Source organism: Synechococcus sp. RC10B2 (assembly GCF_047502635.1).
Genome location: NZ_JANSHO010000012.1, coordinates 97,165 through 119,693 on the forward strand (window position 1 = coordinate 97,165; position 22,529 = coordinate 119,693).

The following is a 22,529-nucleotide window of genomic DNA, read 5'->3' on the forward strand; positions in this document are numbered from 1 at the left end:
ACTATAGTCTGGATAGTCTGGCCGGAGAGCCTATGCAGTCCCGCAACGCCGAACAGATCCTTGAGCAAGTGCGGCAGCTCTACGACCTCTACCCCTTCCCACCACAGCCCATCGGCACCGTTCCCCCGCCGGGGTGGAACTGGCGCTGGAGCTGGCCCCAGGCCTATGCTTTTTGCACCGGATCCCATCCGGGCCGGCGCAAGGTGCGCATCCTGGATGCCGGCTGCGGCTCTGGGGTAGGGACAGAATACATCGCCCACCAAAACCCGGAAGCGGAGATCTGGGCCTTTGACCTAAGCGGCCGCGCCCTGGAGATTGCCAAGGCCCGCTGCCGGGCTTCCCAGGCGCCGCCAGTGCAGTTTTGCCAGCTCAACGTTTACGACATCGACCAACTGCCGGGGCAGTTCGACTTCATCAACTGCGTGGGCATGCTCCACCACCTGCCGGATCCGCTGGCGGGGCTGCAGGCGCTGGCGAGCAAATTGGCCCCTGGCGGGATCCTGCATTTGTTTGTCTATGGCGAGCTGGGCCGCCACGAAATTCGCCTGATGCAAAAGGCCATCCGCCTACTGGTCGCCGGCTCCGAACACCAGCCCCTGGCTTCCGCAGAACACCTGCAACAAGGGCTACAGGTAGGCCGCCGCCTCTTCCGGATTTTGCCGGAGAGCAACCGCATCCAGCAGCAGGAACGCGCCCGCTGGGCCGTTGAGAACGTGGACGACGAATGCTTTGCCGACATGTACCTGCACCCGCAGGAAGTGGACTACAACATTGAGACCCTGTTTGAGCTGATCCGCGCCTCCGGGCTGCAGTTTTTGCGCTTTTCCAACCCGGAGTTCTGGCGGCTGGAACGGGTGTTGGGCCAGGATGAGGCCCTGCTGGCCCAGGCGGCTCAACTGCCAGAGCCGGAGCGCTACCGCCTGATCGAGCTGCTGGATCCGGTGGTGGCCCACTACGAGCTCTTCCTCGGCAAGCCTCCCCTCCCCCGCTGGGAATGGACCAGTCCGGAGGCGGTGGCCTCGGCTGTTGCCCACCTCAGCCCATGTCTAGGCCTGTGGCCGGGCCGGAGCATCTTCAACTACGCCTACGAGGCAATCTCCCTCAGCGAGGAAGCCTTCGCCTTCCTGCAGCAGGTGGACGGGATCCGCACCGTCCAAGCCCTTCAAGACAGCCTGGAGTCTCCCCTGGGCTGGCCGCAGTTGCAGCAGTTGCTGCGCTGGCAAGTGCTGCTCTTGGAGCCACGGGAGGGCTGTCTTTGAGTGCCTCTGAGCAAATGTGGGCAGCCAAGACCGGTGGCAGCATTTGCCTTCTTGGACTTTCCTGCTCTATGCTGGGAGGCTGTGACCTTTTCTCCAGCCCCACCCATTCTGGGGGTACTGCCATGCCCAAAATCAAAACTCGCAAGGCAGCCGCCAAGCGCTTTCGCCTCACCGGCAGCGGCAAGTTTATGCGCCGCCGGGCCGGGCACAACCACCTACTTGAGCACAAAACCAGCAACCGTAAGCGCAAGCTGGCGGGTGTAGCCCTGGTAAGCAAGCAGGATCTGGCCAATGTGCGCCTGATGCTGCCCAACACCCACTAGCTGGGTCCTGTTCGCGCTACGCGCCGCTTCCCCGACGCCTCGGCACGTTGGGGACGGGTTGAAGTCTCAAGGTTTGCCGGGGGCTCGCCAACTTCTATATCCGTCTGTATTGGGTTACTGCCATGAGAGTCAAACGCGGCAATGTTGCCCGCAAGCGTCGTAAGAAGATCCTCAAGCTAGCCAAAGGCTTTCGAGGAGCCGGCTCCAAGCTGTTCCGCACTGCCAACCAGCAGGTGATGAAGGCTCTGCGCAGCGCCTACCGGGATCGCCGGCGCAAGAAGCGGGATTTTCGCCGCCTGTGGATTGCCCGCATCAACGCGGCCACCCGCGCCCAGGGCCTGCGCTACAGCGAGTTCATCGACGGCCTCAAAAAAGGCAATATCCAACTGAACCGCAAAATGCTGGCCCGCTTGGCCTTCCTGGATCCAGAAGCCTTTACCCAAGTGGTGGAAGCAGCTCGCCAGGCCCGCGCCTCCTAAAGAGATGGGGTCTCGGTCTCCGTTGGCCGCAGCAATCCAGAGGTCTTGCATGGCAGCCGGCCTGGCCTTGGCTTGCTTGGGGAGGGGGATCCCTGCGGCTGCCCGCCCCTGGCCAGAGATTGTGCGTTCGGGTCAGGTGCGAATTGCGGTCAAAGACAACCTGAGGCCGTTGGGCTTTCGCGATCCCATGGGCAAGCTGCAGGGGTTTGAGATCGAGCTGGCCCGCGAGCTGGGATCCCGGCTCTTGGGATCCGCGGAGGCGGTGGAGCTGGTGCCGGTAGCCAACGTGAAGCGGCTGCAGGCAGTGGCCGCTGGGGAGGTAGATCTGGCTATTGCCCAGCTTGGCATTACGCCGGATCGGGCGCGACAAGTGGAGTTTACCTCGCCCTACTATCAGGATGGCCCCAGCTTGGTTGTGGCCCGTTCCCACAACTGGGAAAGGTGGTCGGATGTGGGCGGCGCGCGGATTGCCGTCCTGCGCGGATCGGCTGCTATTCCTTACCTCCAGCGCTACCTCCCAGGGGTTGAGTTGGTGGCGGTGGATTCCTACCGGGAAGGGGCGGAATTGCTCCTAAAGGGAGCGGTGCAGGCCTGGGCAGCGGATCGCTCGGTGCTGGCAGGGTGGCTGGCGGAGCACCCCCAGTTTCAGTTTTTGGGATCCCCGTTGGCGGCGGTGGGGCTGGGCATTGCCCTGCCCAAGGGGCTGGAGCATGCTGAATTGCGGCTGCGGGTGCGCCGCGAGCTGGAGAACCTGCGCGCTGAGGGCTGGCTGGCGGAGCGGGCCAGAGCCTGGGGTCTGCCCTAGTGCAAAAAGTGACGGATGCCAGTGCAGACCATGGCGATCCCAGCAGCATTGGCAGCAGCAATGGAATCGGCATCGCGGAGACTGCCTCCCGGCTGGATGATGGCGCGGATCCCAGCACGGGCTGCCGCCTCCACACTGTCGGCAAAGGGGAAAAAGCCGTCGCTGGCCAAAACCGCTCCTGCTGCCTGCGAGCCGGCCTGGCGAAGGGCAATCTCGACGGCGCCTACCCGGTTCATCTGGCCTGCGCCAATGCCGAGGGTCTGCCCCTGCCGGGCAACGACGATGGCGTTGGATTTCACGTGTTTGCAGACCGTCCAGGCAAACTCCAGATCCGCCCACTCTTCCGGTGTCGGCTGGCGCTCGCTCACCACCCGCCAGGACGGGCGGCGGTCGGATCCCTGGGCCAAGTCAGCCTCCTGCACCAGGAAGCCCCCAGCCAGGGTGCGAACGGTTTGGGCCGGCCCAACCGCAAAGTCCGGCAGAACCAAAAGCCGCAAGTTCTTTTTGGCTGCCAGTTGCTCAGCCGCCTCGGGGGTGCAGTCCGGGACAACCACGCATTCCAAAAAGGGCTCCGCCAGCCGCCGGGCAGCCTCCCCATCCAAGGTTTGGTTGAGGGCGACAATGCCCCCGAAGGCGGAAACGGGATCGGCGGCCAAAGCCGCCTCAAAAGCGGCAGCCAGAGTTGGGCGAACGGCTACCCCACAGGGGTTGTTGTGCTTGACAATCACCGCCACCGCTGGCCTAGGGCCGTTGGCCAGCCCTAGGCTCAGTTCTGCCGCCAGGGCGCGGGCCGCCTCTAGATCCAGCAGGTTGTTGTAGCTGAGCTCCTTCCCCTGCAACTGTTTGGCCCGATGCCAGCCGGGAGCAGCCGCATCCACCACATACCAGGTGGCGGCTTGGTGGGGATTTTCCCCGTAGCGCAGGCGTTGCCAAGGGATCCCTTGCAGTTGAAAAACCTGCTCGGCAGCGGTTGCAGGAGCTGGAGCTTGAGAGGGGCGGGACAGCTCTGAGCGAGTTAGGTAGTCGACAATGGCGCGGTCGTAGGCCAGTACCTGCTCGAAGGCGCGGCGGGCACACTGGAAGCGAAAGGCCAGCCGCTCCGCCTCGCTGGAGGGGCTAGAGAGCAATTGCAAATACTGAGGGTACTGGCTGGGATCGGTGAGCACGGTAACGTGGGGATAATTCTTGGCTGCCGCCCGCGCCAGCGTCGGCCCGCCGATGTCGATCTGTTCAAAAGCCTCCTCCAGCGACACCCCTGCCCGGGCCACCGTCTGCTCGAAAGGATAGAAATTGACCACCACCAACTGGATGGGAGGGATCCCCAGCGCCTCCAGATCCGCCCGGTCTTCGCGGCGCTCCAGGCGGGCCAGAATGCCCCCGTGAATGCGGGGGTGCAGCGTTTTTACCCGTCCCCCCAAGATCTCCGGCGCGCCGGTATGCTCCGAAACAGGGGTGACCGGGATCCCAGCTTCTGACAGCGCCTTGGCTGTGCCTCCGCTGCTGAGCAGCTGAAAGCCGTGCTCCTGCACGAGGGCCTGGGCCAGCGGGATCAGGCCGGTCTTATCGGAGACACTTAGGAGAGCCAAAGGTGGGAAGGGCTGAGCAGACATCGGTTGTTAGCGATCTCAAGAGAGCAGAGTTGCCTAGGAGATCCCAACAGGTGGAGATCCCACGCCCCAGCATAGCGCCCCTGCCGGGAGGGGGATAGGAGGTTGTTGCCACTACTGAGAGGTCGGAGAGGTGGCTGGGGTTCACGTGGGATGATCCAGGATGCCAGAAGGTGCAATTCCAGCCACTCAAAAGGGATCCCAGCCCTGCCGAGAAAGTGCTATGACAAGATGAGCGTGAATTGCCGCTAGAAGGGGGTAACTAGGATCGTATGGATAGAGTCTTGCAGCTCCTGATCCAGGGTTGGTACTATTCCATCCCCCTGTTGACGTTCTCAGTCTTCTCGGTGGCCTGTTGCATCGAGCGGGCCTTGTTTTGGTGGAAAGTCACCCACCGGCAGGAGGAGGTGGTGCGGCAAGCCCTGAGCCAGTACCGCCGCAACCCACGCGCTGCCCAGTACCTGCTGGAGCAAAATGCGGATCTCCCCATTGCCCGCATCTTTTTGGCCGGCCTGGAGCTGAACGAAGCCAGCCCCGAAGATTTTAAGCTGGCCCTGGAGACAGCCTTGGCGGCAGAGGTGCCCCTGCTGAAGCGCTTCAATACGGTCTTCGACACCGTCATTACCGTTGCCCCCTTCCTGGGCCTGCTGGGCACCGTTACCGGCATCATCCAGATCCTCAGCTCCATCCAACTGGGGGATATCGGCGGCACCGATACGCAAGGGGTAGGGCAGGGGATCGCCGAAGCCCTCTACTCGACCGCTTTTGGGCTGATCGTGGCCATTCCCACCTTGCTAATCTCCAACGTCTTCCGCTCTCTGTACCTGCGGCAGCTCTCCAAGATCCAGGAGTACGGCGGCGAGCTGGAGTTGCTGCATCGCCAGCGGCAAGAGATGCAAGCCCAACAGCTTTCCCAGTATTCTTACGCCAAGCCCAGCCCCAGCGGCAGCTCCACTCTTCCTCCCTACTCCCCCCTTGAGCCCTCCTAGCCTATGCGCATCCCCGAAGAAAACTTTCGATCCGGCGAGATCAACATCGTGCCCCTGATCGATGTCATCTTCTCGATCTTGGTGTTTTTCGTCATCGCCAGCCTGGTGCTTACCCGCTCGGAGGCCCTCGATGTCAATTTGCCAGAGGCCTCCACAGCCGAAGCCCGCCGCCAGCCAGACGTTACGGTGAGCATCACCGCTGAAGGCCAAATTGCCGTCAACCGCAAGGCGATTGCCAATCTTGCCGCCCTGATCCCAGAGGTGGAACGCGTCCTGGCCGAGAAGCCGGCTGAAGGGCGCCGCCTGGTGGTGATCAACGCCGATTTGGCTCTCTCCCACGGCAAGGTGGTGGAGGTGATGGATACCCTGCAGCGACTGCCCAACGTCAGCCTGGCCATCGCTGCCCGCCGCCCTGCCAATAACCGTTGACAGGCTCCCCTCTGGGGCCGGGGGTGAGGGCCATCACCCTGCCCCCAGCAGTTGGATCAGGAGCGCTTTTTGCACGTGGAGGCGATTTTCTGCTTGATCCCACACCCGGGACTGGGATCCCTCCAAGACCTCGGCGGTGATCTCCTCTTCCCGGTGCGCGGGCAGGCAGTGGAGCACAATGGCCTCGCGAGCCGCCTGTTTCAGCAGCTTAGCATTGACCTGGTAGGGCAGGAAGTCGGCTTTGCGCGCCTCGGCCTGGTCTTCTTGGCCCATGCTGGCCCACACGTCGGTATAGACCACCTGGGCTCCCGCGACCGCTTCGTAGGGATCCCGCAACACCCACACCTGCGATCCCTGGGCCAAGGCTTGCGCTTCTGCTACTACTGCCGCATCTGGCTCGTAGCCGGGGGGGGTGGCGACGCGGATGTGGATCCCGCTCATGGCACAGCCCAGCAGCAGGGAATGGGCAACATTATTGCCGTCGCCGCAATAGGCCAAGGTCAGGCCCGCCAGTTGGCCGAAGTTCTCCTGGATGGTGAGCAGATCGGCCAAAACTTGGCAGGGGTGAAACTGATCCGTGAGGGCGTTGATCACGGGGATCTCGGCATATTCGGCAAAGATTTCCAGCTCCCGCTGGTTGTAGGTGCGAATGGCAATGGCGTCCAGGTAGCGGGAGAGAACGCGGGCCGTATCCTGCAGAGGCTCGCCGCGGCTCATCTGCATCGCCGTCGGCACCAGATCTAGGGTGCTGCCCCCGCACTGGGCCATGGCAGCGGTAAAGCTGACGCGGGTGCGGGTAGAAGCCTTCTGAAACAACAGCCCCAGCACCCGGCCGCGCAGATCCACCCGATAGGGATCCCGCTTCAGTTGCGCCGCTTGGACCAGCAAGGCCGCTAGTTCCGCCGGGCTCAGGTCGCTGAGTTTGAGCAGATCCCGCCCGGCTAAGTTGATGGATCCTACAGCTTGCAACCCCGCCATCGCGCTTCACCGCCTCCGCAAACAACTTCCGGCCCGCGCTGCTGCCTGCTCGCCAGCGCAAGGCCGCTACTCAGCAAGGTCTCGCAGCCTGGGCCCCAACGCTGGCTAGAGGGAAGAGGAACGCATTGGCTCCTTGGCCTGTTGCTGGCGGGCCGAGATCTGCGCCTGGAGGGCCTGGATAGCGGCGGCATATTGCGGGTCGGCGGGAGTCGCCACCAACTCGCGATCCCGGCTGAGGCGATTGAGATCTTCTTCGGACAGTTCCACGACAATGTCAGGGGTGATGCCTTTGTGATCGATATCGGTGCCTTTGGGGGTGCGATAGCGGGCGATGGTCACCGCCAGGCCCGACCCATCGGAGAGGGGATGCACCGACTGCACTAGGCCCTTGCCAAAGGTTTGCGTGCCCACGATCACGGCGCGCCGGTTATCCTGCAAAGCCCCCGACAAGATCTCGCTGGCGCTGGCGGATCCTCCATCCACCAAGACAGCCAAAGGCTTGTCGGTGAGGGCGCTGTTGTTGGCCGTGAGGCGATCCTGCTCCCCTTGCCGGTTCACCGTCGAGACAATGCTGCCCCGGTCGATCCACATGCGGGCGATCTCGGCGCTGGAGTAGAGCAGCCCCCCCGGATTGGCCCTCAGATCCAGCACATAGGCGGCCACCCCTTGTTTCTCCAGCTCGCGAATGGCCTGGCGCACCTTGTCGGCGGCATTGCCGGAAAACTGGGTGATGCGGATGTAGCCAATGGGCAGGCCATTTTCCTGGTGAACCGCATAGCGCACGGTGGCCAGCTCAATTCTCTCCCGCACCAGGTCGAACACCTTCAGCCCTTCCCCCTCGCGGCGGATGGTCAGCCGCACCCGTGTGCCCGGCTCGCCGCGAATGAGGCTGACGGCGGTGTTGGTGTCCATCCCTTCGGTGGATTTGTCGTCGATGCGCACGATTACATCTTTGGACTTGATCCCGGCCCGGTCGGCGGGGGATCCTTCGATGGGGGAGATCACCACCAGCTCGTTGGTCTCTTGATCCATGCCCAGCGTGATCCCCACCCCGGTCAGCTCACCGGATGTGTCAATTTGCATGCTGGCGAACTGGTCGGGATCCAAGAAGCGGGTGTAGGGATCGTTCAGTTTCTTCAGGGCTTCGCGAATGGCTGCATAGGCATCTTCTCGGGTGGCATATTCTCGGCTGAGCAGATCCCGCCGCACCGCCTCCCAGTCGACGGAGTTGAAGGAAGGGTCGACGTATTCGCGATTAACAATCTGCCAAACTTCGTCCACCACTTCCTTGGGATCCCGGCGAAACCCTGCCCAACCCGGCATGGATAGCTGCACCCCGACAAGCGACACGGCTGTGACCACTGCAGCCGTTGCACTCACCACAAACCCACGCTTTCTCATTGGCTCTCCTGGAAGACAAGGTCTAAAAGTCGAGGTTAATCTCCAGCTTTTGGGGGTTTCGCCCAGAGGCTCTTCCCTGCCCCAACTTTATCTCAGGGACAAAGCAGTGCTGCCTGCCCCAGCCGGTGGTATCCAAAGTTTGGTAGGCTGCAAATGGTACAGCCCAACTGTGCCCAACGTAGCACAGGGATCCCTGCAAAGGTGCTCTCGCGATCACATTTGCAAAGGCGCTTTTTCTTCTGGAGTCCATGTCTCTTGTAACCGACTCTCCCAGCCTGCCGGAAGCTGCTGCTGACTCGCCCCTGCTGGCCCAGGTGCAGTTGGCTCGCGCTGCCGCTCGACGCACGGCTACCTTGCCCACTGCCATTAAAAATGCCGCCCTAGAGGCCATGGCCACCGCTTTGCTGGAACACCAAGAGGCCATCTTGGCAGCCAACCAGGCGGATTTGGAGCAGGCAGCGGAGCAGGTCAAGGCCGGTGAGCTGTCCGCCTCGGCCTACGCCCGCTTGAAGTTGGACGCCCAGAAATTGGCCGACGCGGTGGCCGGGGTGCGGCAGGTGCTGCGGCTGCCGGATCCGGTGGGGCAGGCCTTGCTGATCCGGGAACTGGATGAGGGGCTGGTGCTGGAGCGGCGCACCTACCCTCTGGGAGTGCTGGGGGTGATCTTCGAGTCGCGGCCCGATGCTCTGGTGCAAATTGCCGCCCTGGCGGTGAAAACCGGCAACAGCGTCCTGCTCAAGGGTGGCTCGGAGGCGCTCTGCTCCTGCCAGGCATTGATGGCGGCCATCCAGGCGGGGCTGCAGCAGATCCCCGAGTTTCCCCAGGGATCTTTGCAGTTGCTCACCAGCCGTGCCGAGGTCAAGGCCCTGCTGCAACTGGAAGGGCTGGTGGATCTCATCATCCCCCGCGGCTCCAGCAGCTTTGTCCGCTACATCATGGAAAATACCCGCATCCCGGTGCTGGGCCATGCCGATGGCCTCTGCCACTTGTACGTAGATCGGGCTGCCGATGTGGACATGGCGGTGAGGCTAACCCTGGACAGCAAAACCCAGTACCCCGCCGCCTGCAACGCCATCGAAACCCTGCTGGTGCACGCAGAGATCGCCCCCCGGTTTTTGCCCCTGGCCGTGCAGGCGCTGCGCGAGAAGGGGGTGGAGTTGCGCGGGGATCCCCGCTGCCGCCAACTGGTGCCCGATCTGATCCCGGCCAGCGAGGCCGACTGGCGCACGGAGTACGCCGACCTGATTCTGGCCATCAAAATGGTGGATTCTCTCGACGAAGCCATTGCCCACATCGAGCGGTACGGATCCCGCCATACCGAGGCCATCGTGACCGAAGATGCCGCCGCTGCCCAGCGCTTCCTCGACGAAGTGGACGCAGCAGGGGTCTTTCACAATGCCTCCACCCGCTTTGCCGATGGCTTTCGCTACGGCTTGGGGGCAGAAGTGGGCATCAGCACCCAAAAGCTGCCGCCGCGCGGCCCAGTGGGTTTGGAGGGCTTGGTGACCTACCGCTACCAACTGCGAGGGCGAGGCCATCTTGTAGCCGACTATACAGGCCCCCAGGCCCGACCTTTTCAACATCGAGATCGCCTGAACACCACCGGTTTGTCTTAGGGATCAGGGCCTGCTGCAGCGGCCGACTGTACAAAGCAATCCATGACGGAAACCGTTCTGCTCGTCTGGGTGGCTCCAAGTTAAGGTAAATTAGAAGATAGCCTTGTGATTTGCAAAGGTTGTGCTTTGTGCCCCGCTGTGGTGCAACAATAGACCACCGAAGGCTACTGGGTTTTGAAATTTGCTGTCGGCTTGAGCGCCTTTGACCTAGCACCTTGCTTTTTGGCTGCCTTTTGTTATTTCGATAGGAGCTTCGCTGCATCATGCCCGTTCGTCTGTATGTCGGAAATCTGCCGGAAGAGGTGGATCGTCAGGCATTGGAGAAGCTCTTTAGCTCTGCAGGTGAGGTCATTTCCACCAAGGTGATTCGGGATCGGCGGACAGGCAAATGTCGCGGCTTCGGGTTTGTAACCGTGAGCACCGAAGAGCAGGCGCAGCAGTACATCGAAAAGTTCAACGGCCACAGCTTTGGCGATGTCAACCTGCGCATCGAGATTGCCCAGCGGCGGGAGAAACGGGAAGACGCCGAAGCCAGGGCAGCAGCCTCCAGCTCCCCAGCTAAGGAGTCTGCCAAAGATGCTGGCAAGGATTCTAGGGCGCCCGGGGATCCTGAGCCCCGAGGTTCTTCCAAAGGCTCCAAAGAGTCTGGGGAAAAGTCCGCTCCCAGCAAAAAGCAACGCCAGCGGGGCAACAAAGGGAGTGGAGGCAATGTCGTTGCCGAGACTGAAGGGGCCTTTGAGCCGGATCCCCGTTGGGCCAGTCAGTTGCAGCGGATTAAGGAGCAGCTTCTCCAAGCGACCAACTCCTGATCCCCCCAAAAGCGTGGTGGACATCGCCGCCATCTGGCGTTAGCCTGGTTGAGCTGTACAGCTCTGGGCATACTCGAGAGGGGGTTTTGGGATGGATAGTCTGGCAAGGGTTTTTCGCGCGTGGGGACAGTGCTTGGCCAAAGCTGGGTTCTTCGGCGCGCTGCTGGTTTGGCTGGGGATGAGCAGCGTTGTCCAAGTTGCCCTCGCAGCTCCAGCCGATTTGGAGGAGCAGGTGCTGCAGATCATTCGCAAGCACCCCCAGGTGATCCTGGAGGCGGTGCAGGAGTACCAGCAGCGGCAGTACCAAGAGCAGCAGCAACAACAGCAGAAGTTGGCGGAAGAATTTGGCCGGCAGTTGCGGGAGAACCCGCGTGCCGTCATCGGAGACTCTCCTCAACTGGGATCCGACGCTTTGCGGTTGGTGTTGGTGGAGTTTTCCGATTTTCAATGTCCCTTCTGCGCCCGCGCCCACGACACCCTCAAACAGTTCATGGCCGAGCACGGGAATGAGGTGACCTTGGTGTACAAGCACCTGCCCTTGACCAGCATCCACCCGGAGGCGATGGCGGCGGCTCGCGCGGCCTGGGCTGCCCACCGTCAGGGCAAGTTCTGGGAGTTCCACGACGAGCTGTTTGCCAACCAATCCCAGCTTGGGGATGAATTTTATGTAGCTACCGCCGAGAAGTTGGGCCTAAATGTGGAGAAATTCAATCGGGATCGGCGCAGCCGGGCGGCGGAGCGCGCCATTCAGCGAGATATGGATCTGGCCTCTCAACTGGGCATCGGCGGCACCCCTCATTTCATCTTGAACGGCCTTTCTTTTTCGGGGGCGCAGCCTTTGGAGGTGTTTGAGCAGACGCTGCAACAGGCCAAGCAAGCCCTCTAGCCCGGTTAGAGCCTCAAGTCCAGATGTCGAGTCCCTATCGTTGCCCAGAGTGCGGAGATAGTTTCCTGTTTCGGCCGGATCCCTGCCCCACCTGTGCCAGCCGAGAACGCCAGAAACAGAAGGCTGCCCGCGCCAGGGAAAAACGGGGCAGCTACGACCTGACGGGCCAGGTGGCCGCCGCCGAGTTCTGGCAACTGTTGCGTTGGTACCCCTGCTGCCCTTGCTGTGGCAAGCCCTGGCCGGAGGTGGGATCCGCCCCTGTCCAGGATCACATCATCCCCCTTAGCCGTGGGGGGCCCAACACGGCTGCCAACCTGCAGCCTCTTTGTCCAGCCTGCAACGGCTGGAAGGCGGATTTTCTCATTTGTTTTGACAGAGCCGTGCCGGGGCGGGTGCGACCCTTGCCTCAGCACCTTTGGCCCAGCTTTCGGCGTTGGCTCGGCCTCGGCGGCGTCGAGGAAAAGCAAGCCCGCGAGCGGCAGTTGGATTGGTTGGATCCCGGCCTAGATCTTGGCGGCGGGGATCGCCCCCAACTGGTGCAACAGTTGGCCTATCCCTTGGCCAGCCCAGCCCAATTGCAGGCGGAAACCTTGCGCCTCACGCTGGCGGCGATCTCACTGGAAGAAGGATCCCTGGCGATTCCAACCAGTGGTGCAAAGGGCAGCGAGGCCCAAGCAGCCCGATGGAGCTATTCCCAACAGCCGCGAAACGGTTCCTAATCTCCCCTCTCCCTGAGGGAGAGGGGCTGGGGGTGAGGGAATCCCTGAGGGAGAGGGGCTGAATCCGGCTGCCGCTACTCGACGGGCAGGATGCGGGCGTCAAACCCTGCTTCAGCCAGAGCACGCCGCGCCTGTTCGGCATTGGCCCGTTGCCGGTAGGTGCCCACCTGAATCACTGAGCCGCGCACAAAAGCGTCAGGGGCAAACTGCTGGAGCTTGGGCAGCGCCTCTGCCCCGGCGGATACCACCACCCAAAATCCGCCCGTGCCTTCTGCGCGCAGGGATGCGGCAGAGGGGGTGGGATCCTGAACCAGAAGCGGTCGAGAGCGGCGCAGATCGGCGGGGAAGATCCCGGCTTCGTAGCCTTGGTCGGCCAAGTACCGCACCTGTTCGGCGGCAGCAGCGGGGTCGGCAAACCCGCCGGTGCGCACCACCCGCAGGTCGTCGTAGATCAAGGGCAGGGATCCCTCTAGCAGTTGTTGGAGTGCAGGCCATTTTTCACCGCTGGGATCGGCCACCAACACCCAGTAGCGCTCCCCCTGAGGTGGGTTGGAGTCGGGATCCCCCACAGCTTCCTCTCCTGCCAACGACACCGCCACCGCCGGCAGGCCCTGGGCGGTCAGCCAGCGGGCCTGATCCTGCGCCAGCGACAGGCGGGAGAAGGTGCCCGTCTGCAAAGCCGCCTGGCCGCGGTATTGCACCACAGCAGCCCCTGGAAAGAAGCGGCGCACCCGCTCTTCCAGCCGGGGATCCCCAGTAGGGTTGGGCACTTGGGTGGCAAAGGGCCGCTGCGGATCGAAGGGGGGAGCCGTTGGCGCTGGCGGGGCAGGACTGGGGGAGGGAGCGGGAAAAGCGGGCGGCAGGGGCGGATCCGTCTCTTGGCGGCTCACCACCCGCACCGGCAACCCCAGCCGTTCCAATTCCGCTTGGCGGCGTTGGGCGTGGTTGCGGTTGATGAACGTCCCCGCTAAGATGAACACTTGTCCATCCCCTTGCACGAAATAGGCGTCCGGCACCTGGGCGCGCACCTTGGCCAGCTCGGCTGCCCCATCGGCCAACACGTGAACTTGGTAACGCGTCAGCGCCAGAGCAGCAGGCAGGGCGAGGGCAAAAGCTGCCAGAGATCCGGCCACGAGCGCCGTCGCCATCGCCGGTCGCAGCCAAGGGACGCATGGAAGGAGGCCTGTACAAGTCGTCCCCCCTGAGGCAAGCCACAGGCGAGCAATCCATCTGCGGCGGTTACGCAGCCCAGCGTTCACGGGAGAAGCGCAGATTTAGTGTACCTCTAGTATAGACACGCCGCTGGCCGAGGAGGGTTTGACCACCCCTGTCACCTGCGGTCTTCAGAAGCGACGGCGACGATAGCGCTGGCGACTCGGTCGGCGGAGGGCCGGGGATCCCCCCAGAGCAAAGCGGATGATCTCCGTCTTGTACTGCTGTGAGCCCTCCGTGTAGCGGGCAAGCTGGATGGCGGATCCCTGGCCGGAGGGGAGGGCTGGCAGAGACTGCTCCGGCGTTGCGGCTTCGATGGCGATGAAAAACCGCAAGCGCAGCAGCACCTCCAATTTAGACAGTCGCTCGGTCTGTTCGGGCACGAGGCGGCCCAGAGAGATTTGGAGGCGCGGCCCGCGTCGCCGGGATCCGGGGCGGCTCCAGAGCTGTTGGGCCAACGTCCACAGAGAGGCCTGCTCAGGAGATTTGACCAACAGCTTCAGTCCCGCCAAGGGGTTGAGGCCATAGGTAAGCAGCAGAGAATACATGGGCAGCGGACTGAGGAGCAGAGAGGCGTTTTTGGGTTAGGGTCAAAAGATAGCTCATAGGCCAACTGTAGCACTGCTACCCGCTATCTGAAGACCGATGGCCATGGCCGGGATCCCTGACCAACGCTGGCTGTTTCAGCCTGTGAACCCACTGGCTGCCCAGAGCTTGGCTGAGGCGGTGGGGGTCTCGCCCGTCTTGGCTCAGATCTTGCTCAATCGCGGCCTCTCCAGCCCTGCTGCCGTGCAGCAGTATTTGCAGCCGGATCCCGTCCACCTGCCCCCGCCCAGCCAAGATTTTGCCGATTTGCCGCTGGCGGTGGAATTGCTGGAGGGGGCGATTCGCCGACAAGAGCCCATTGCCATCTGCGGCGATTACGATGCCGACGGCATGACCAGCACGGCTCTGCTGCTGCGGGCGCTGCGGGGCGCTCCAGTGTATTACCGCATCCCCAGCCGCCTCAGGGAGGGCTATGGCCTCAACAACCGCATGGTGCAGGAGCTGCACCGCGAGGGGGTACGCCTCATCCTCACCGTGGACAACGGCATTGCCGCCCATGCGCCCATCCAACTGGCCAAAGAGCTGGGCTTGACGGTGATCGTGACGGATCACCACGACTTGCCCCCCCAGTTGCCCCCTGCCGACGCCATCCTCAATCCCAAACAGCTCCCCCTCTCTTCTCCCTATCGGGGGATGGCCGGGGTGGGGGTGGCCTACCTCCTGGCCCAGGCCTTGGCAGAGCGCCGCGGGGACGAACATTTGGAACGGGTGGCGCTGGAACTGTTTACGGTGGGCACCATTGCCGATTTGGCGCCGCTGACGGGAGTTAACCGCCTTTGGGTGCGGCAGGGGCTGGCTCTCTTGCCCACTTCCCAGGTGGCCGGGATCCGCGCCCTCTTGGCGGTGATGGGAATGACGGGATCCCCAGAGGAGCTGCGGCCAGAGTGGGTAGGGTTTGGCCTGGGGCCGCGCATCAACGCCATTGGGCGGATTGGCCGACCGGAGCTGGGGATCCAGTTGCTGACCACCGACGATCCGCAGCAGGCAGAAAAACTGGCCCGCCGCTGCGAACGCCTCAACCAGGTGCGGCAGCAGATGTGTGGGCGCATCGAGGCGGAGGCCCTGGAGCAAATCGCCCGGCAAGGGCGGGATCTGCAGCAAGAGCGAGTGTTGACGATTTTGGGATCCCCGCAGCAGCGCTGGCACAAAGGGGTAATTGGCCTGGTGGCCTCGCGGCTGGCGGAGCGTTTTGGCTGTCCGGTGTTTATCGGCAGCCAGTCGCCCCAGGGGGAGATTACCGGCTCGGCGCGGCAGGGGATCCCGGAGTTCGACGTGTTTCAGGCGTTGGAGTTTTGCAAAGATTTGTTCAGCAAACACGGCGGCCACCCGGCGGCGGGGGGATTTAGCCTGAGGGCGGAAAACTGGCCTCTTTTGGAAGAGCGGCTTCGGCAATTTGCCCAACAGCGGTTGCAGCCGGAACAAATCCGTCCCCTGGTGCAGATCGACGCGGAGGTGGCACTGGCGGATCTCACCTTCGACCTCTACCGCGAGCTGCAGCGGTTGCAGCCCTGTGGCATCGGCAATCCGGAGCCGGTCTTTTGCAGCCGCAACCTGCAGGTGTTGCAACAGCAGCGATTTTGCCCACAGCCTGCCCAAAGGGGGGAGGATACCCCCGGCCACCTGAAGCTGCTGCTCCGGGATCCCGTCAGCCGGGGCCTAGACGGGGCAGGATCCTCACTTGCTGCCCCAGCCAAAGCCCGCAGCCGTCCCCTGTGGGCCATTTGGTGGCGAGGGGCCGCCGCCTATCCCCTGCCGGCGCAGATTGACATCGCCTACACCCTCAAGGCCAAAAGGTGGGGGGAAGAAACCCAACTGGAGCTGGAGATTCTTGGGATCCGGCCTGCCGCAGAAGCCAGCTCTGCCGATCTTTCGCCCGCCGCCGTCGCTCCCACCCTCTCCGATGCCAAAGCTGGCGCCCAGGCAGCACCCTCCCCCCTGCTGATCTACCGCCCTGCCCCCCAGCCCACCCAACCGCTGCGTTGGCAGGCTGTATCTCGATTTTCTGCCCTCCTGCCCCAGGCGCGGGGAACGATCCTCCTCTACGGCTTCCGGCGCCCTACGTTTGTCCTGCCACCGAAGCAGCATCCCTCCCTGACCCTCCACTACGACCGCCCCCAAGCTGGCCATCGCTACAACCAACTGTGGCTGTGGAGTTGGCCTCCCTCTTTGGATCACCTCAAGTGGTTGCTCTCCTGCACTCCCGGCGACGCGCTGCTGATTGTCCTGCACCACCAGGCGGTGCCTCTGCCCTCCGCCGCTGCCTTACAACGGCAATTGCGCCACTACCTGCAAAACCAAGCCCAGGTGGATCTGTTACGCTTGGCCCAGCAATGGTGGCTGTCGCCAGCGCTGTTAGTGGCCGGCCTGCGCTCCCTGGGGTATGCCTGTCCAGAGTTTGGCCCGACAGGATCTTTGGAAGAGGAGCTGGAGGCCCAGCGGGCCTGGTACCGCAGCTCTTGGCAACAAGTGGCTGCCCTGCTGCAGGGATCTCGTCCGCAATAGACCCCTCGCTTCCCGCCAGCCTATGGGAATTAAACTGCTCCTCGGCTCCGACTACCACGGCAACGACCGGCTGATCCGGCAGGCCCTTGACCATCTGCCCCAAGTGGATGCTTACATCAACTGCGGCGATTTCTGTTCCAAGGCCGGCAAGCCCTCCTGCAAAGCCACTCAAGGCTTTCACCCCACAGCCCAAGCCGAGGTGGCCCAGTTGCAATCTTTTCTGGCGGCGGTGGACAGTCTGGGCAAGCCCTGGCTCTTTTTGCCCGGCAACCACGATCCGGCAGCCTCTGTTCTGGAGCCGCTGGCTGGCAGTTGGGGGCGGGCGATTACCCAGTCCTGTTGCTTTGAGTGGCTGGGGCTCCAAGTGCTGGCGGTGCCCTGGACTCCCCCCTGTGGTTGGAGCTGGACCCTCACCCGCAGCCATCTGCAGGAGCTGCTCACCCTCTACGGTCAACCTCCTCGCCCCATTGACCTGTTGCTCAGCCACGCGCCGCCGCGGGGCCTGTTGGACGAAGGCGGAAAATGGTACCACCGCCGCATGCCCACCTTGCGCCCCTTGGTGGATCACCTGCAGCCGCGCTACTACATCTGCGGCCACATGCACTGGGACGGGGGCAAGGTGGAGCGGTGCGGATCCACCCTGGTGATCAACACGGCGCTGCACAACATGGTTCTGGAAATCCCCTGAGCCCCTGGGCAGCCCCCCCACTGTCTGCTGGTTTCCCCTAAGATACCCTTATGGCACGCCCCTTGATCTTGGCCAGCAGCAACTCCGGCAAATGGCGGGAGTTCAGCACCTTTTTTCAGCTCCATGCCCCTGCCTGGGAGCTGCGCCCCCTGCCTGCCGAGCTGACTGTGGAAGAGAGCGGCAGCACCTTTGCCGAAAATGCCCTTCTCAAGGCCAAGGCCGTGGCAGAATCGCTGGGGGAGTGGGCCATTGCTGATGACTCCGGCCTGGCGGTGGCAGCCCTTGGCGGCGCCCCCGGGATCCACTCCGCTCGCTATGCCCCCGACGATGCCGCCCGCATCCAGCGGCTGCTGCGGGAGATGGAAGGGATCCCCAACCGCCAAGCCAGCTTTCACTGCGCCATTGCCCTTGTCGATCCCCAGGGCCAGGTGCGGGCCTTGGTGGAGGGCATCTGCCACGGGGAGATCCTGGCTCAGCCGCGGGGCAAGGGAGGGTTTGGCTACGACCCCCTCTTTTGGGTGCCCGAAGTGGGGCTGACCTTCGCCGAGATGAGCCCGGCGCAAAAAGAAGCGGTCGGCCACCGCGGCCAGGCCCTGAGAGCCCTGAAAGAACAGCTCCTCATCTTGGAGCGCAGTCTAGGCTAGCTTGAAGGTACGGCTGCATTCTCCACGAGGGGGGCCGAGACAATGGCAGCAGCCTGGGCCAGAAAAGGTTTCACGAGGCCGCGGGGGGGATCCCTTGAACCCTAAGGCTGCAGCTCTGTGGATCCTACCTGTCAAAAGGTTTCCTCGGTACAGGAAGATGGGAGTGCCAGTTTTGCGTTGGGAGCCTGAAGAATGACCTTCTCTGAGGAGCGCGATCCAAGCCGGGATCCAAACCGTATTCCAGACTCAACGGCTGCTGCCGGCGAGGGAAGCCGCGGCCAAGCTCCCAACAGCCCAGAGTCCCAAGGCCGGCGTTCCCCGCCCCCCTTGCCGGAGGACGGCTCTACTCCCTCCACTGGAGGTGCCGAAGACTGGCTAGAGGATGAGGAGAGGCAAAACGATGGCAAGACGTCCGCTGCTCGTCTCTCTGGGCGCGGAGGACAGAGGGCCAGCTCAGCCCGAGAAGCTGCCGCCGGATCTTCGCGGGGTGCCGAGACGGAGTCCTCTCGGCCCCGGCCCAGCCGTGCCGGACAAGCCTTGGTTCCCCGGCGCCCTATCTCCAGCAACTGGGGTTACGACGGATCCGCCCGCTCTGCCGCCTATGCCGGCTCCTACCGGAGCGACTCCAGCCGTTCTGCAGCTTACGGCTACACCCCCAGCTACGGGGGCAGGGGGGGATATGGAGGGGGAGGACGCAGCAGCAGCTCTTCAGGGGGAGTCTCCTCCTCAGATCTGACCATCCTGCTGGTGGTGGCCCTGCTGGCCTTCTTCGGCGGGTTTGCCATCCGCAACATCTTTGCCGAGTCGGGCGGCTTTGACGATGAGCGCCCCATCCGCGCTGCCAATGTGCCGGCGGCCTTCCGGGATTTTTGCTTTGCCTACAACGGCACGGCTTCCTTTACCGTGGTGCAACTGACCAGCGTCTCTGCCCTCACCATGGCTTCGGTGCCCATTTACAAGATGGACACCTGCACCATCCCTGTCAGCCAAACGGCCAATGCCCTCCAAGCTTTGGGCATCCGCGGGCGGGCAAACACCTTGGGCCCGCAACTGGGCGGATCCAACCTCACCCTGATCCAGATCCCCTTGGCCAGCAGCTTGGCCCGCGCCGTCTACAACCAGTTTCCCAGCTTAGCCACTCAGGGTAATGAGGCCCAGGTTTTGTCCCAACTGGAAACCGCCGTCAACAACGCGCTCCGCTCCAACGTGGAGGGGCTGGCCCTGCAAAACCTGGAGCCCACCAACATCCCCGACGTGTACGTGATGGTGCCGGGCCACTCCTTTGATTTGCAACCGCAGCTTAACCTGCGCTAGCCCCCTGACGGCGCCGTGTTCATTACTCTAGAAGGCGGGGAGGGGGTGGGCAAAACCACCCAGCAAGCCCTCTTGGCCGAGCGGCTGCAACGAGAAGGCTACGCCTGCGTGTCTACCCGCGAGCCGGGAGGGACGGCGCTGGGCGAAGCGCTGCGGGAGCTGCTGTTGCACGGGGATCCCTTGACGCCGCTGGCCGAGCTGCTCCTGTACGCTGCGGATCGGGCTGAACACGTGAACAAGGTCATCGCGCCGGCTCTCGCGGTGGGACAAGTGGTGATCTGTGATCGCTTCACCGATTCCACCTTGGCCTACCAGGGCTACGGTCGAGGCCTGAACTTGGAGCAGATCCGCCAGCTCAACCACTTGGCCACCGGCGGGCTGCAGCCGCAGCTTACCCTGTGGCTGGATCTTGCTCCCGAAGTGGGGCTGGCGCGCTCCCGTCTTGGCGACAAGCTCGAACAGGAGCACCTGGAGTTCCACCGCCGGGTTTACCGCGGATTTCAAGCTCTAGCCGCCGCAGAGCCGCAGCGGATTGTCCGCATTCCCGGCGAGGGATCCCCGGCGGAGGTGGCCACACGCATCTGGGCAGCGATCAGGCCCCACCTACCAAAGGCTCTGTCCTGCTAACCCGAATGGCGGTGGGGCGGAGCGCAAGGGTCTATTTCTCAACCGTTTCCCTGTCCATACCTTGCTCGGATCCCTCTGAGGTTAAGAGTAGGTTAAAAAAGAAGAGAGCGCGGGTGACCTCAGGCTAAGTTAAGTAGGCTATGCAGGGAAAGCCTTTTGCCTTTTTCAGTCCCAGGTTTGAGAGGTAGAGGAGATTTGCCGTGAATGCCATTGCTGCTGAGCAGAAAAGCGAGCGCTCGATCTTGCTTGCGTCTTCCCCTTCGCCCAGCGTGGCCGCTTTGGCCCACCAACTGTTGAGCCAGCAATGGCAGCGGCTGCAGAAGCACGTGGGGCGGGTTCTCAACCAACACCCGGAGGCAGCAGAGTCCCTCCATCAGATCCGGGTGGGCCTGCGCCGCATCGGCACCTGGGTGGAGGTGTTTCAGGGATCCCTGCGCCTGCCCAAGCCGCTCAGGCCCAAACGTTTGCGAAAGTTGATCAAGACGCTAGGCCAGCAGCGGGATCTGGACGTGTTGCTAGAAATCCTCCACGAGCCCTGTTGGCAAGGGATCCCGGCAGACCAGCAGGCGGAGCTAGAGGAGCTGAAGGAAAAGCTGCAGCGGCGCCAAGCTCAAGCCGAGAAACACTCCCGCCGCATTCTGGCAGAGGAGGACTTCCTGAAGTTCCAGGCTGCTTGCGAAGAGTGGCTGGTTTCTCCTCGCTACCGGCCTGCGGCCCAGCTTCCTGTGCAGGAGAGCTTGCCCCATCTTTTGGCGCCGCTAGTGGCGGCGTGGTTCCTGCAGCCGGGTTGGCGGATCCCGGCCTTCCCCGAAACCGAAGCTCAGGCTGAACAACTGCATGACCTGCGCAAAGCCACCAAACGCCTGCGCTACCAGCTAGAGTTTTTTGCACCTTTCTACGGAGAGACCCTCCAAAGCTGGGTGAAGGCCCTCAAGCGTCTGCAGGAACAGTTGGGCCGCTTTAACGACTTGCAAGTTCTCCAGGCCCAGCTACCTGTCGACTCAAGCTTGCAGAACTGGCTGCAGGAACAACAGAAGCTGGCTCTCCAAGATTGGCCCGCGCAGCAACAGCGTTACTGTAACCCTGCCGAGCAGCAGCGGCTATATCAGTTGCTCTTCTTGGCTGGGGAGAGCAGCAACGGGGAAGTCCAGGTGGTAGGCTAGAGCAGGGGTTTGAACCGCAGTTGGCCGGACAGGATCGCTCCAGATCCATGGCTAGGTGTAAGGGCGACGTCCAGCTCCACTAGGTTTGAAAATGCCCATGAAAAAGAGAATTGCCACGGCCGTTGCTTTGCTCTGCTGTCTACTGGCCCTGCTTTTCTTTTGGCGCTTAGGAACTGCTGCCCGAAAACAAACCCTCCAACTCTACATCTGGTCGGAATACATTGACCCAGCCATTCTCACGGCCTTTGAGAAAGCCACTAACAGCCGCGTAGTGGTGAGTGTGTACGAGTCCAACGAGGACATGATTGCCAAGCTGCGGGGGGGCGGCGTCAGCCAGTACGACATTGTCGTGCCCACCGACTACGTTGTGCCCAACATGGTGGAGCTGGGCCTGCTGCAGCCTCTCAACAAAAACCTCATTCCCAATCTCCGCAACCTGGACGAGAAGTTTGTCGGCTTGCCCTTTGACCCAGAAAACACCTACACCGTTCCCTACCAGTGGGGCACCACCGGCATTGGCTACCGCAAAGACCGCCTGCCGGAAAACTTTGAGCGTTCCTGGGGGCTGATCTTTGATCCTAAGCAGCAGTACGGCCCCTTTGTGATGATCGACGAGATGCGCTCTATGCTTGCGGCTGCCGCCTTCTACCTGGGCTTTGACCCCAGTACTACCGTTCCCGCAGAGCTGCAGCAGATTCAGGAGCTGTTGATTCAAGCCAAACGCCGCAGCGCCGGTCTCATTGGCGGGGTGGGCGGCAAAAATCAACTGGTCTCCGGGACAGCCAACGTGGCGGTTGTCTACAGCGGTGATGCCCTGCAAGCTGCCGAAGAAAATCCCAACATTGGCTACTTTGTCCCCCGCGAGGGCGCCCACATTTGGCTTGACGTGATGGCCATCCCTGCCAAAGCTCCTAACCCAGAGCTGGCCAACCGCTTCATCAACTTCATTCTGGAGCCGGAAATTGGCGCTCAACTGAGCAACTACAACCGCTTTGCTACCCCCAACGCTGCTGCCCTGCCCAGGATCAACCCCCGGGATCGCCAAAACCCAGCCATATACCCCGATGAGGCGACCTTTGCCAGGCTAAAGTACCTCAAAGTGCTGTCGCAGGAGCAGCTACGTCTGGTTGACGCTGTCTGGACTGCCGTCAAAAGCAGCTAGGGATCCACTGCCTGCGGCTTGTTAGCTCTCGACACAAAACTTGACACTTTTTAATATCTGAGCCACATTGGGAATGTCACCTACTGATGGAGTTGCAGCCATGGAAAACCAAGAAGCTAAGTTTGGCTTTACGCCCTTTGCCGAAAAATGGAATGGCCGGCTGGCGATGCTGGGCTTTGTAATCGGCGTTTTGACCGAGCTGCTCACGGGCCAAGGGATCCTCTCTCAAATCGGCCTGATGTAATCCCAAGCCCTGGCACAGACCCTTTCTGCTCGGCTGGCAGCCGAGCTTTTGCTTTGCTGAGGCTCTA

23 protein-coding genes are annotated in these 22,529 nt (G+C 62.6%); 18 read left to right on the forward strand and 5 right to left on the reverse strand.

The window, feature by feature from the left end; translation table 11 throughout:
• Positions 1-32 precede the first annotated feature (32 nt).
• The 4 genes from NW855_RS02335 (at position 33) to NW855_RS02350 (ending at position 2,866) form a co-directional block, all read left to right on the forward strand.
• Positions 33-1,259 carry a class I SAM-dependent methyltransferase gene (locus NW855_RS02335; RefSeq protein ID WP_049749799.1) on the forward strand — a complete coding sequence of 409 codons (1,227 nt, stop codon included), beginning with the start codon at positions 33-35 and terminating at the stop codon, positions 1,257-1,259.
• A gap of 122 nt (positions 1,260-1,381) precedes the next feature.
• Positions 1,382-1,582, forward strand: coding sequence for a 50S ribosomal protein L35 (rpmI, locus tag NW855_RS02340; protein WP_011431583.1), 201 nt, complete (start codon positions 1,382-1,384; stop codon positions 1,580-1,582).
• Between the two features lie 122 nt (positions 1,583-1,704).
• Positions 1,705-2,061, forward strand: a complete 357-nt coding sequence (gene rplT, locus NW855_RS02345) for a 50S ribosomal protein L20 (RefSeq protein WP_011431584.1) — start codon at positions 1,705-1,707, stop codon at positions 2,059-2,061.
• A gap of 49 nt (positions 2,062-2,110) precedes the next feature.
• A complete protein-coding gene (locus NW855_RS02350; RefSeq protein WP_071813541.1) occupies positions 2,111-2,866 on the forward strand; it encodes a transporter substrate-binding domain-containing protein in 756 nt (251 codons plus the stop codon).
• Here NW855_RS02350 and purH read toward each other — a convergent pair.
• A complete protein-coding gene (purH, locus tag NW855_RS02355) occupies positions 2,863-4,476 on the reverse strand; it encodes a bifunctional phosphoribosylaminoimidazolecarboxamide formyltransferase/IMP cyclohydrolase (protein ID WP_011431586.1) in 1,614 nt (537 codons plus the stop codon). The genes NW855_RS02350 and purH overlap by 4 nt on opposite strands.
• 293 nt (positions 4,477-4,769) lie before the next feature.
• Here purH and NW855_RS02360 point away from each other — a divergent pair, with 293 nt between their 5' ends.
• Both NW855_RS02360 and NW855_RS02365 read left to right on the forward strand, forming a co-directional pair.
• Positions 4,770-5,462 carry a MotA/TolQ/ExbB proton channel family protein gene (locus NW855_RS02360; protein WP_369781495.1) on the forward strand — a complete coding sequence of 231 codons (693 nt, stop codon included), beginning with the start codon at positions 4,770-4,772 and terminating at the stop codon, positions 5,460-5,462.
• Between the two features lie 3 nt (positions 5,463-5,465).
• A complete protein-coding gene (locus tag NW855_RS02365) occupies positions 5,466-5,891 on the forward strand; it encodes an ExbD/TolR family protein (RefSeq protein WP_011431588.1) in 426 nt (141 codons plus the stop codon).
• A 33-nt stretch (positions 5,892-5,924) separates the two neighbouring features.
• Here NW855_RS02365 and argF read toward each other — a convergent pair whose 3' ends face one another.
• Positions 5,925-6,842: an ornithine carbamoyltransferase gene (gene argF, locus NW855_RS02370; RefSeq protein WP_187147178.1), complete on the reverse strand. Its 918-nt coding sequence runs from the start codon at positions 6,840-6,842 to the stop codon at positions 5,925-5,927.
• A gap of 132 nt (positions 6,843-6,974) precedes the next feature.
• A complete protein-coding gene (gene ctpC / locus NW855_RS02375; RefSeq protein WP_011431590.1) occupies positions 6,975-8,270 on the reverse strand; it encodes a carboxyl-terminal processing protease CtpC in 1,296 nt (431 codons plus the stop codon).
• A gap of 248 nt (positions 8,271-8,518) precedes the next feature.
• Here ctpC and NW855_RS02380 point away from each other — a divergent pair, with 248 nt between their 5' ends.
• The 4 genes from NW855_RS02380 to NW855_RS02395 all read left to right on the forward strand — a co-directional run bounded on the left by NW855_RS02380 (position 8,519) and on the right by NW855_RS02395 (position 12,300).
• Complete coding sequence (locus tag NW855_RS02380; RefSeq protein WP_414402199.1) at positions 8,519-9,886, forward strand: glutamate-5-semialdehyde dehydrogenase; 1,368 nt, start codon at positions 8,519-8,521, stop codon at positions 9,884-9,886.
• A 263-nt stretch (positions 9,887-10,149) separates the two neighbouring features.
• The gene (locus NW855_RS02385; RefSeq protein WP_011431593.1) at positions 10,150-10,695 is read left to right on the forward strand and encodes an RNA recognition motif domain-containing protein; all 546 of its coding nucleotides are present in this window, start codon (positions 10,150-10,152) and stop codon (positions 10,693-10,695) included.
• 91 nt (positions 10,696-10,786) lie between these two features.
• Entirely contained in the window at positions 10,787-11,581 is a 795-nt protein-coding gene (locus tag NW855_RS02390; protein WP_414508297.1) for a DsbA family protein, read from the forward strand.
• 23 nt (positions 11,582-11,604) lie between these two features.
• On the forward strand, positions 11,605-12,300 hold the full coding sequence (locus NW855_RS02395; RefSeq protein ID WP_099884437.1) for an HNH endonuclease: 696 nt from the start codon (positions 11,605-11,607) through the stop codon (positions 12,298-12,300).
• Positions 12,301-12,374: 74 nt separating this feature from the next.
• On the opposite strand, the gene NW855_RS02400 is transcribed toward NW855_RS02395, so the two are convergent.
• Both NW855_RS02400 and NW855_RS02405 read right to left on the reverse strand, forming a co-directional pair.
• Entirely contained in the window at positions 12,375-13,448 is a 1,074-nt protein-coding gene (locus tag NW855_RS02400) for a sporulation protein (RefSeq protein ID WP_187147160.1), read from the reverse strand.
• 195 nt (positions 13,449-13,643) lie between these two features.
• Positions 13,644-14,060 carry a hypothetical protein gene (locus NW855_RS02405; protein ID WP_011431597.1) on the reverse strand — a complete coding sequence of 139 codons (417 nt, stop codon included), beginning with the start codon at positions 14,058-14,060 and terminating at the stop codon, positions 13,644-13,646.
• A gap of 97 nt (positions 14,061-14,157) precedes the next feature.
• Between NW855_RS02405 and recJ the strand changes: the two genes are divergently transcribed.
• The 8 genes from recJ (at position 14,158) to NW855_RS02445 (ending at position 22,462) form a co-directional block, all read left to right on the forward strand.
• Positions 14,158-16,620, forward strand: coding sequence for a single-stranded-DNA-specific exonuclease RecJ (recJ, locus tag NW855_RS02410; RefSeq protein ID WP_240527781.1), 2,463 nt, complete (start codon positions 14,158-14,160; stop codon positions 16,618-16,620).
• 22 nt (positions 16,621-16,642) lie between these two features.
• Positions 16,643-17,308, forward strand: coding sequence for a metallophosphoesterase family protein (locus NW855_RS02415; RefSeq protein ID WP_011431599.1), 666 nt, complete (start codon positions 16,643-16,645; stop codon positions 17,306-17,308).
• Positions 17,309-17,358: 50 nt separating this feature from the next.
• Complete coding sequence (rdgB, locus tag NW855_RS02420) at positions 17,359-17,952, forward strand: RdgB/HAM1 family non-canonical purine NTP pyrophosphatase (RefSeq protein WP_011431600.1); 594 nt, start codon at positions 17,359-17,361, stop codon at positions 17,950-17,952.
• Between the two features lie 192 nt (positions 17,953-18,144).
• Entirely contained in the window at positions 18,145-19,266 is a 1,122-nt protein-coding gene (locus NW855_RS02425; protein ID WP_099812685.1) for a hypothetical protein, read from the forward strand.
• A gap of 15 nt (positions 19,267-19,281) precedes the next feature.
• On the forward strand, positions 19,282-19,893 hold the full coding sequence (gene tmk, locus NW855_RS02430) for a dTMP kinase (RefSeq protein ID WP_414402438.1): 612 nt from the start codon (positions 19,282-19,284) through the stop codon (positions 19,891-19,893).
• A 200-nt stretch (positions 19,894-20,093) separates the two neighbouring features.
• Positions 20,094-21,056 (forward strand): CHAD domain-containing protein, encoded by a 963-nt coding sequence (locus tag NW855_RS02435; RefSeq protein ID WP_414402439.1) that lies wholly within the window; start codon positions 20,094-20,096, stop codon positions 21,054-21,056.
• Positions 21,057-21,147: 91 nt separating this feature from the next.
• Entirely contained in the window at positions 21,148-22,218 is a 1,071-nt protein-coding gene (locus tag NW855_RS02440; RefSeq protein WP_414508298.1) for a spermidine/putrescine ABC transporter substrate-binding protein, read from the forward strand.
• A gap of 100 nt (positions 22,219-22,318) precedes the next feature.
• Positions 22,319-22,462 (forward strand): high light inducible protein, encoded by a 144-nt coding sequence (locus NW855_RS02445; protein ID WP_414346668.1) that lies wholly within the window; start codon positions 22,319-22,321, stop codon positions 22,460-22,462.
• Positions 22,463-22,529 lie beyond the last annotated feature (67 nt).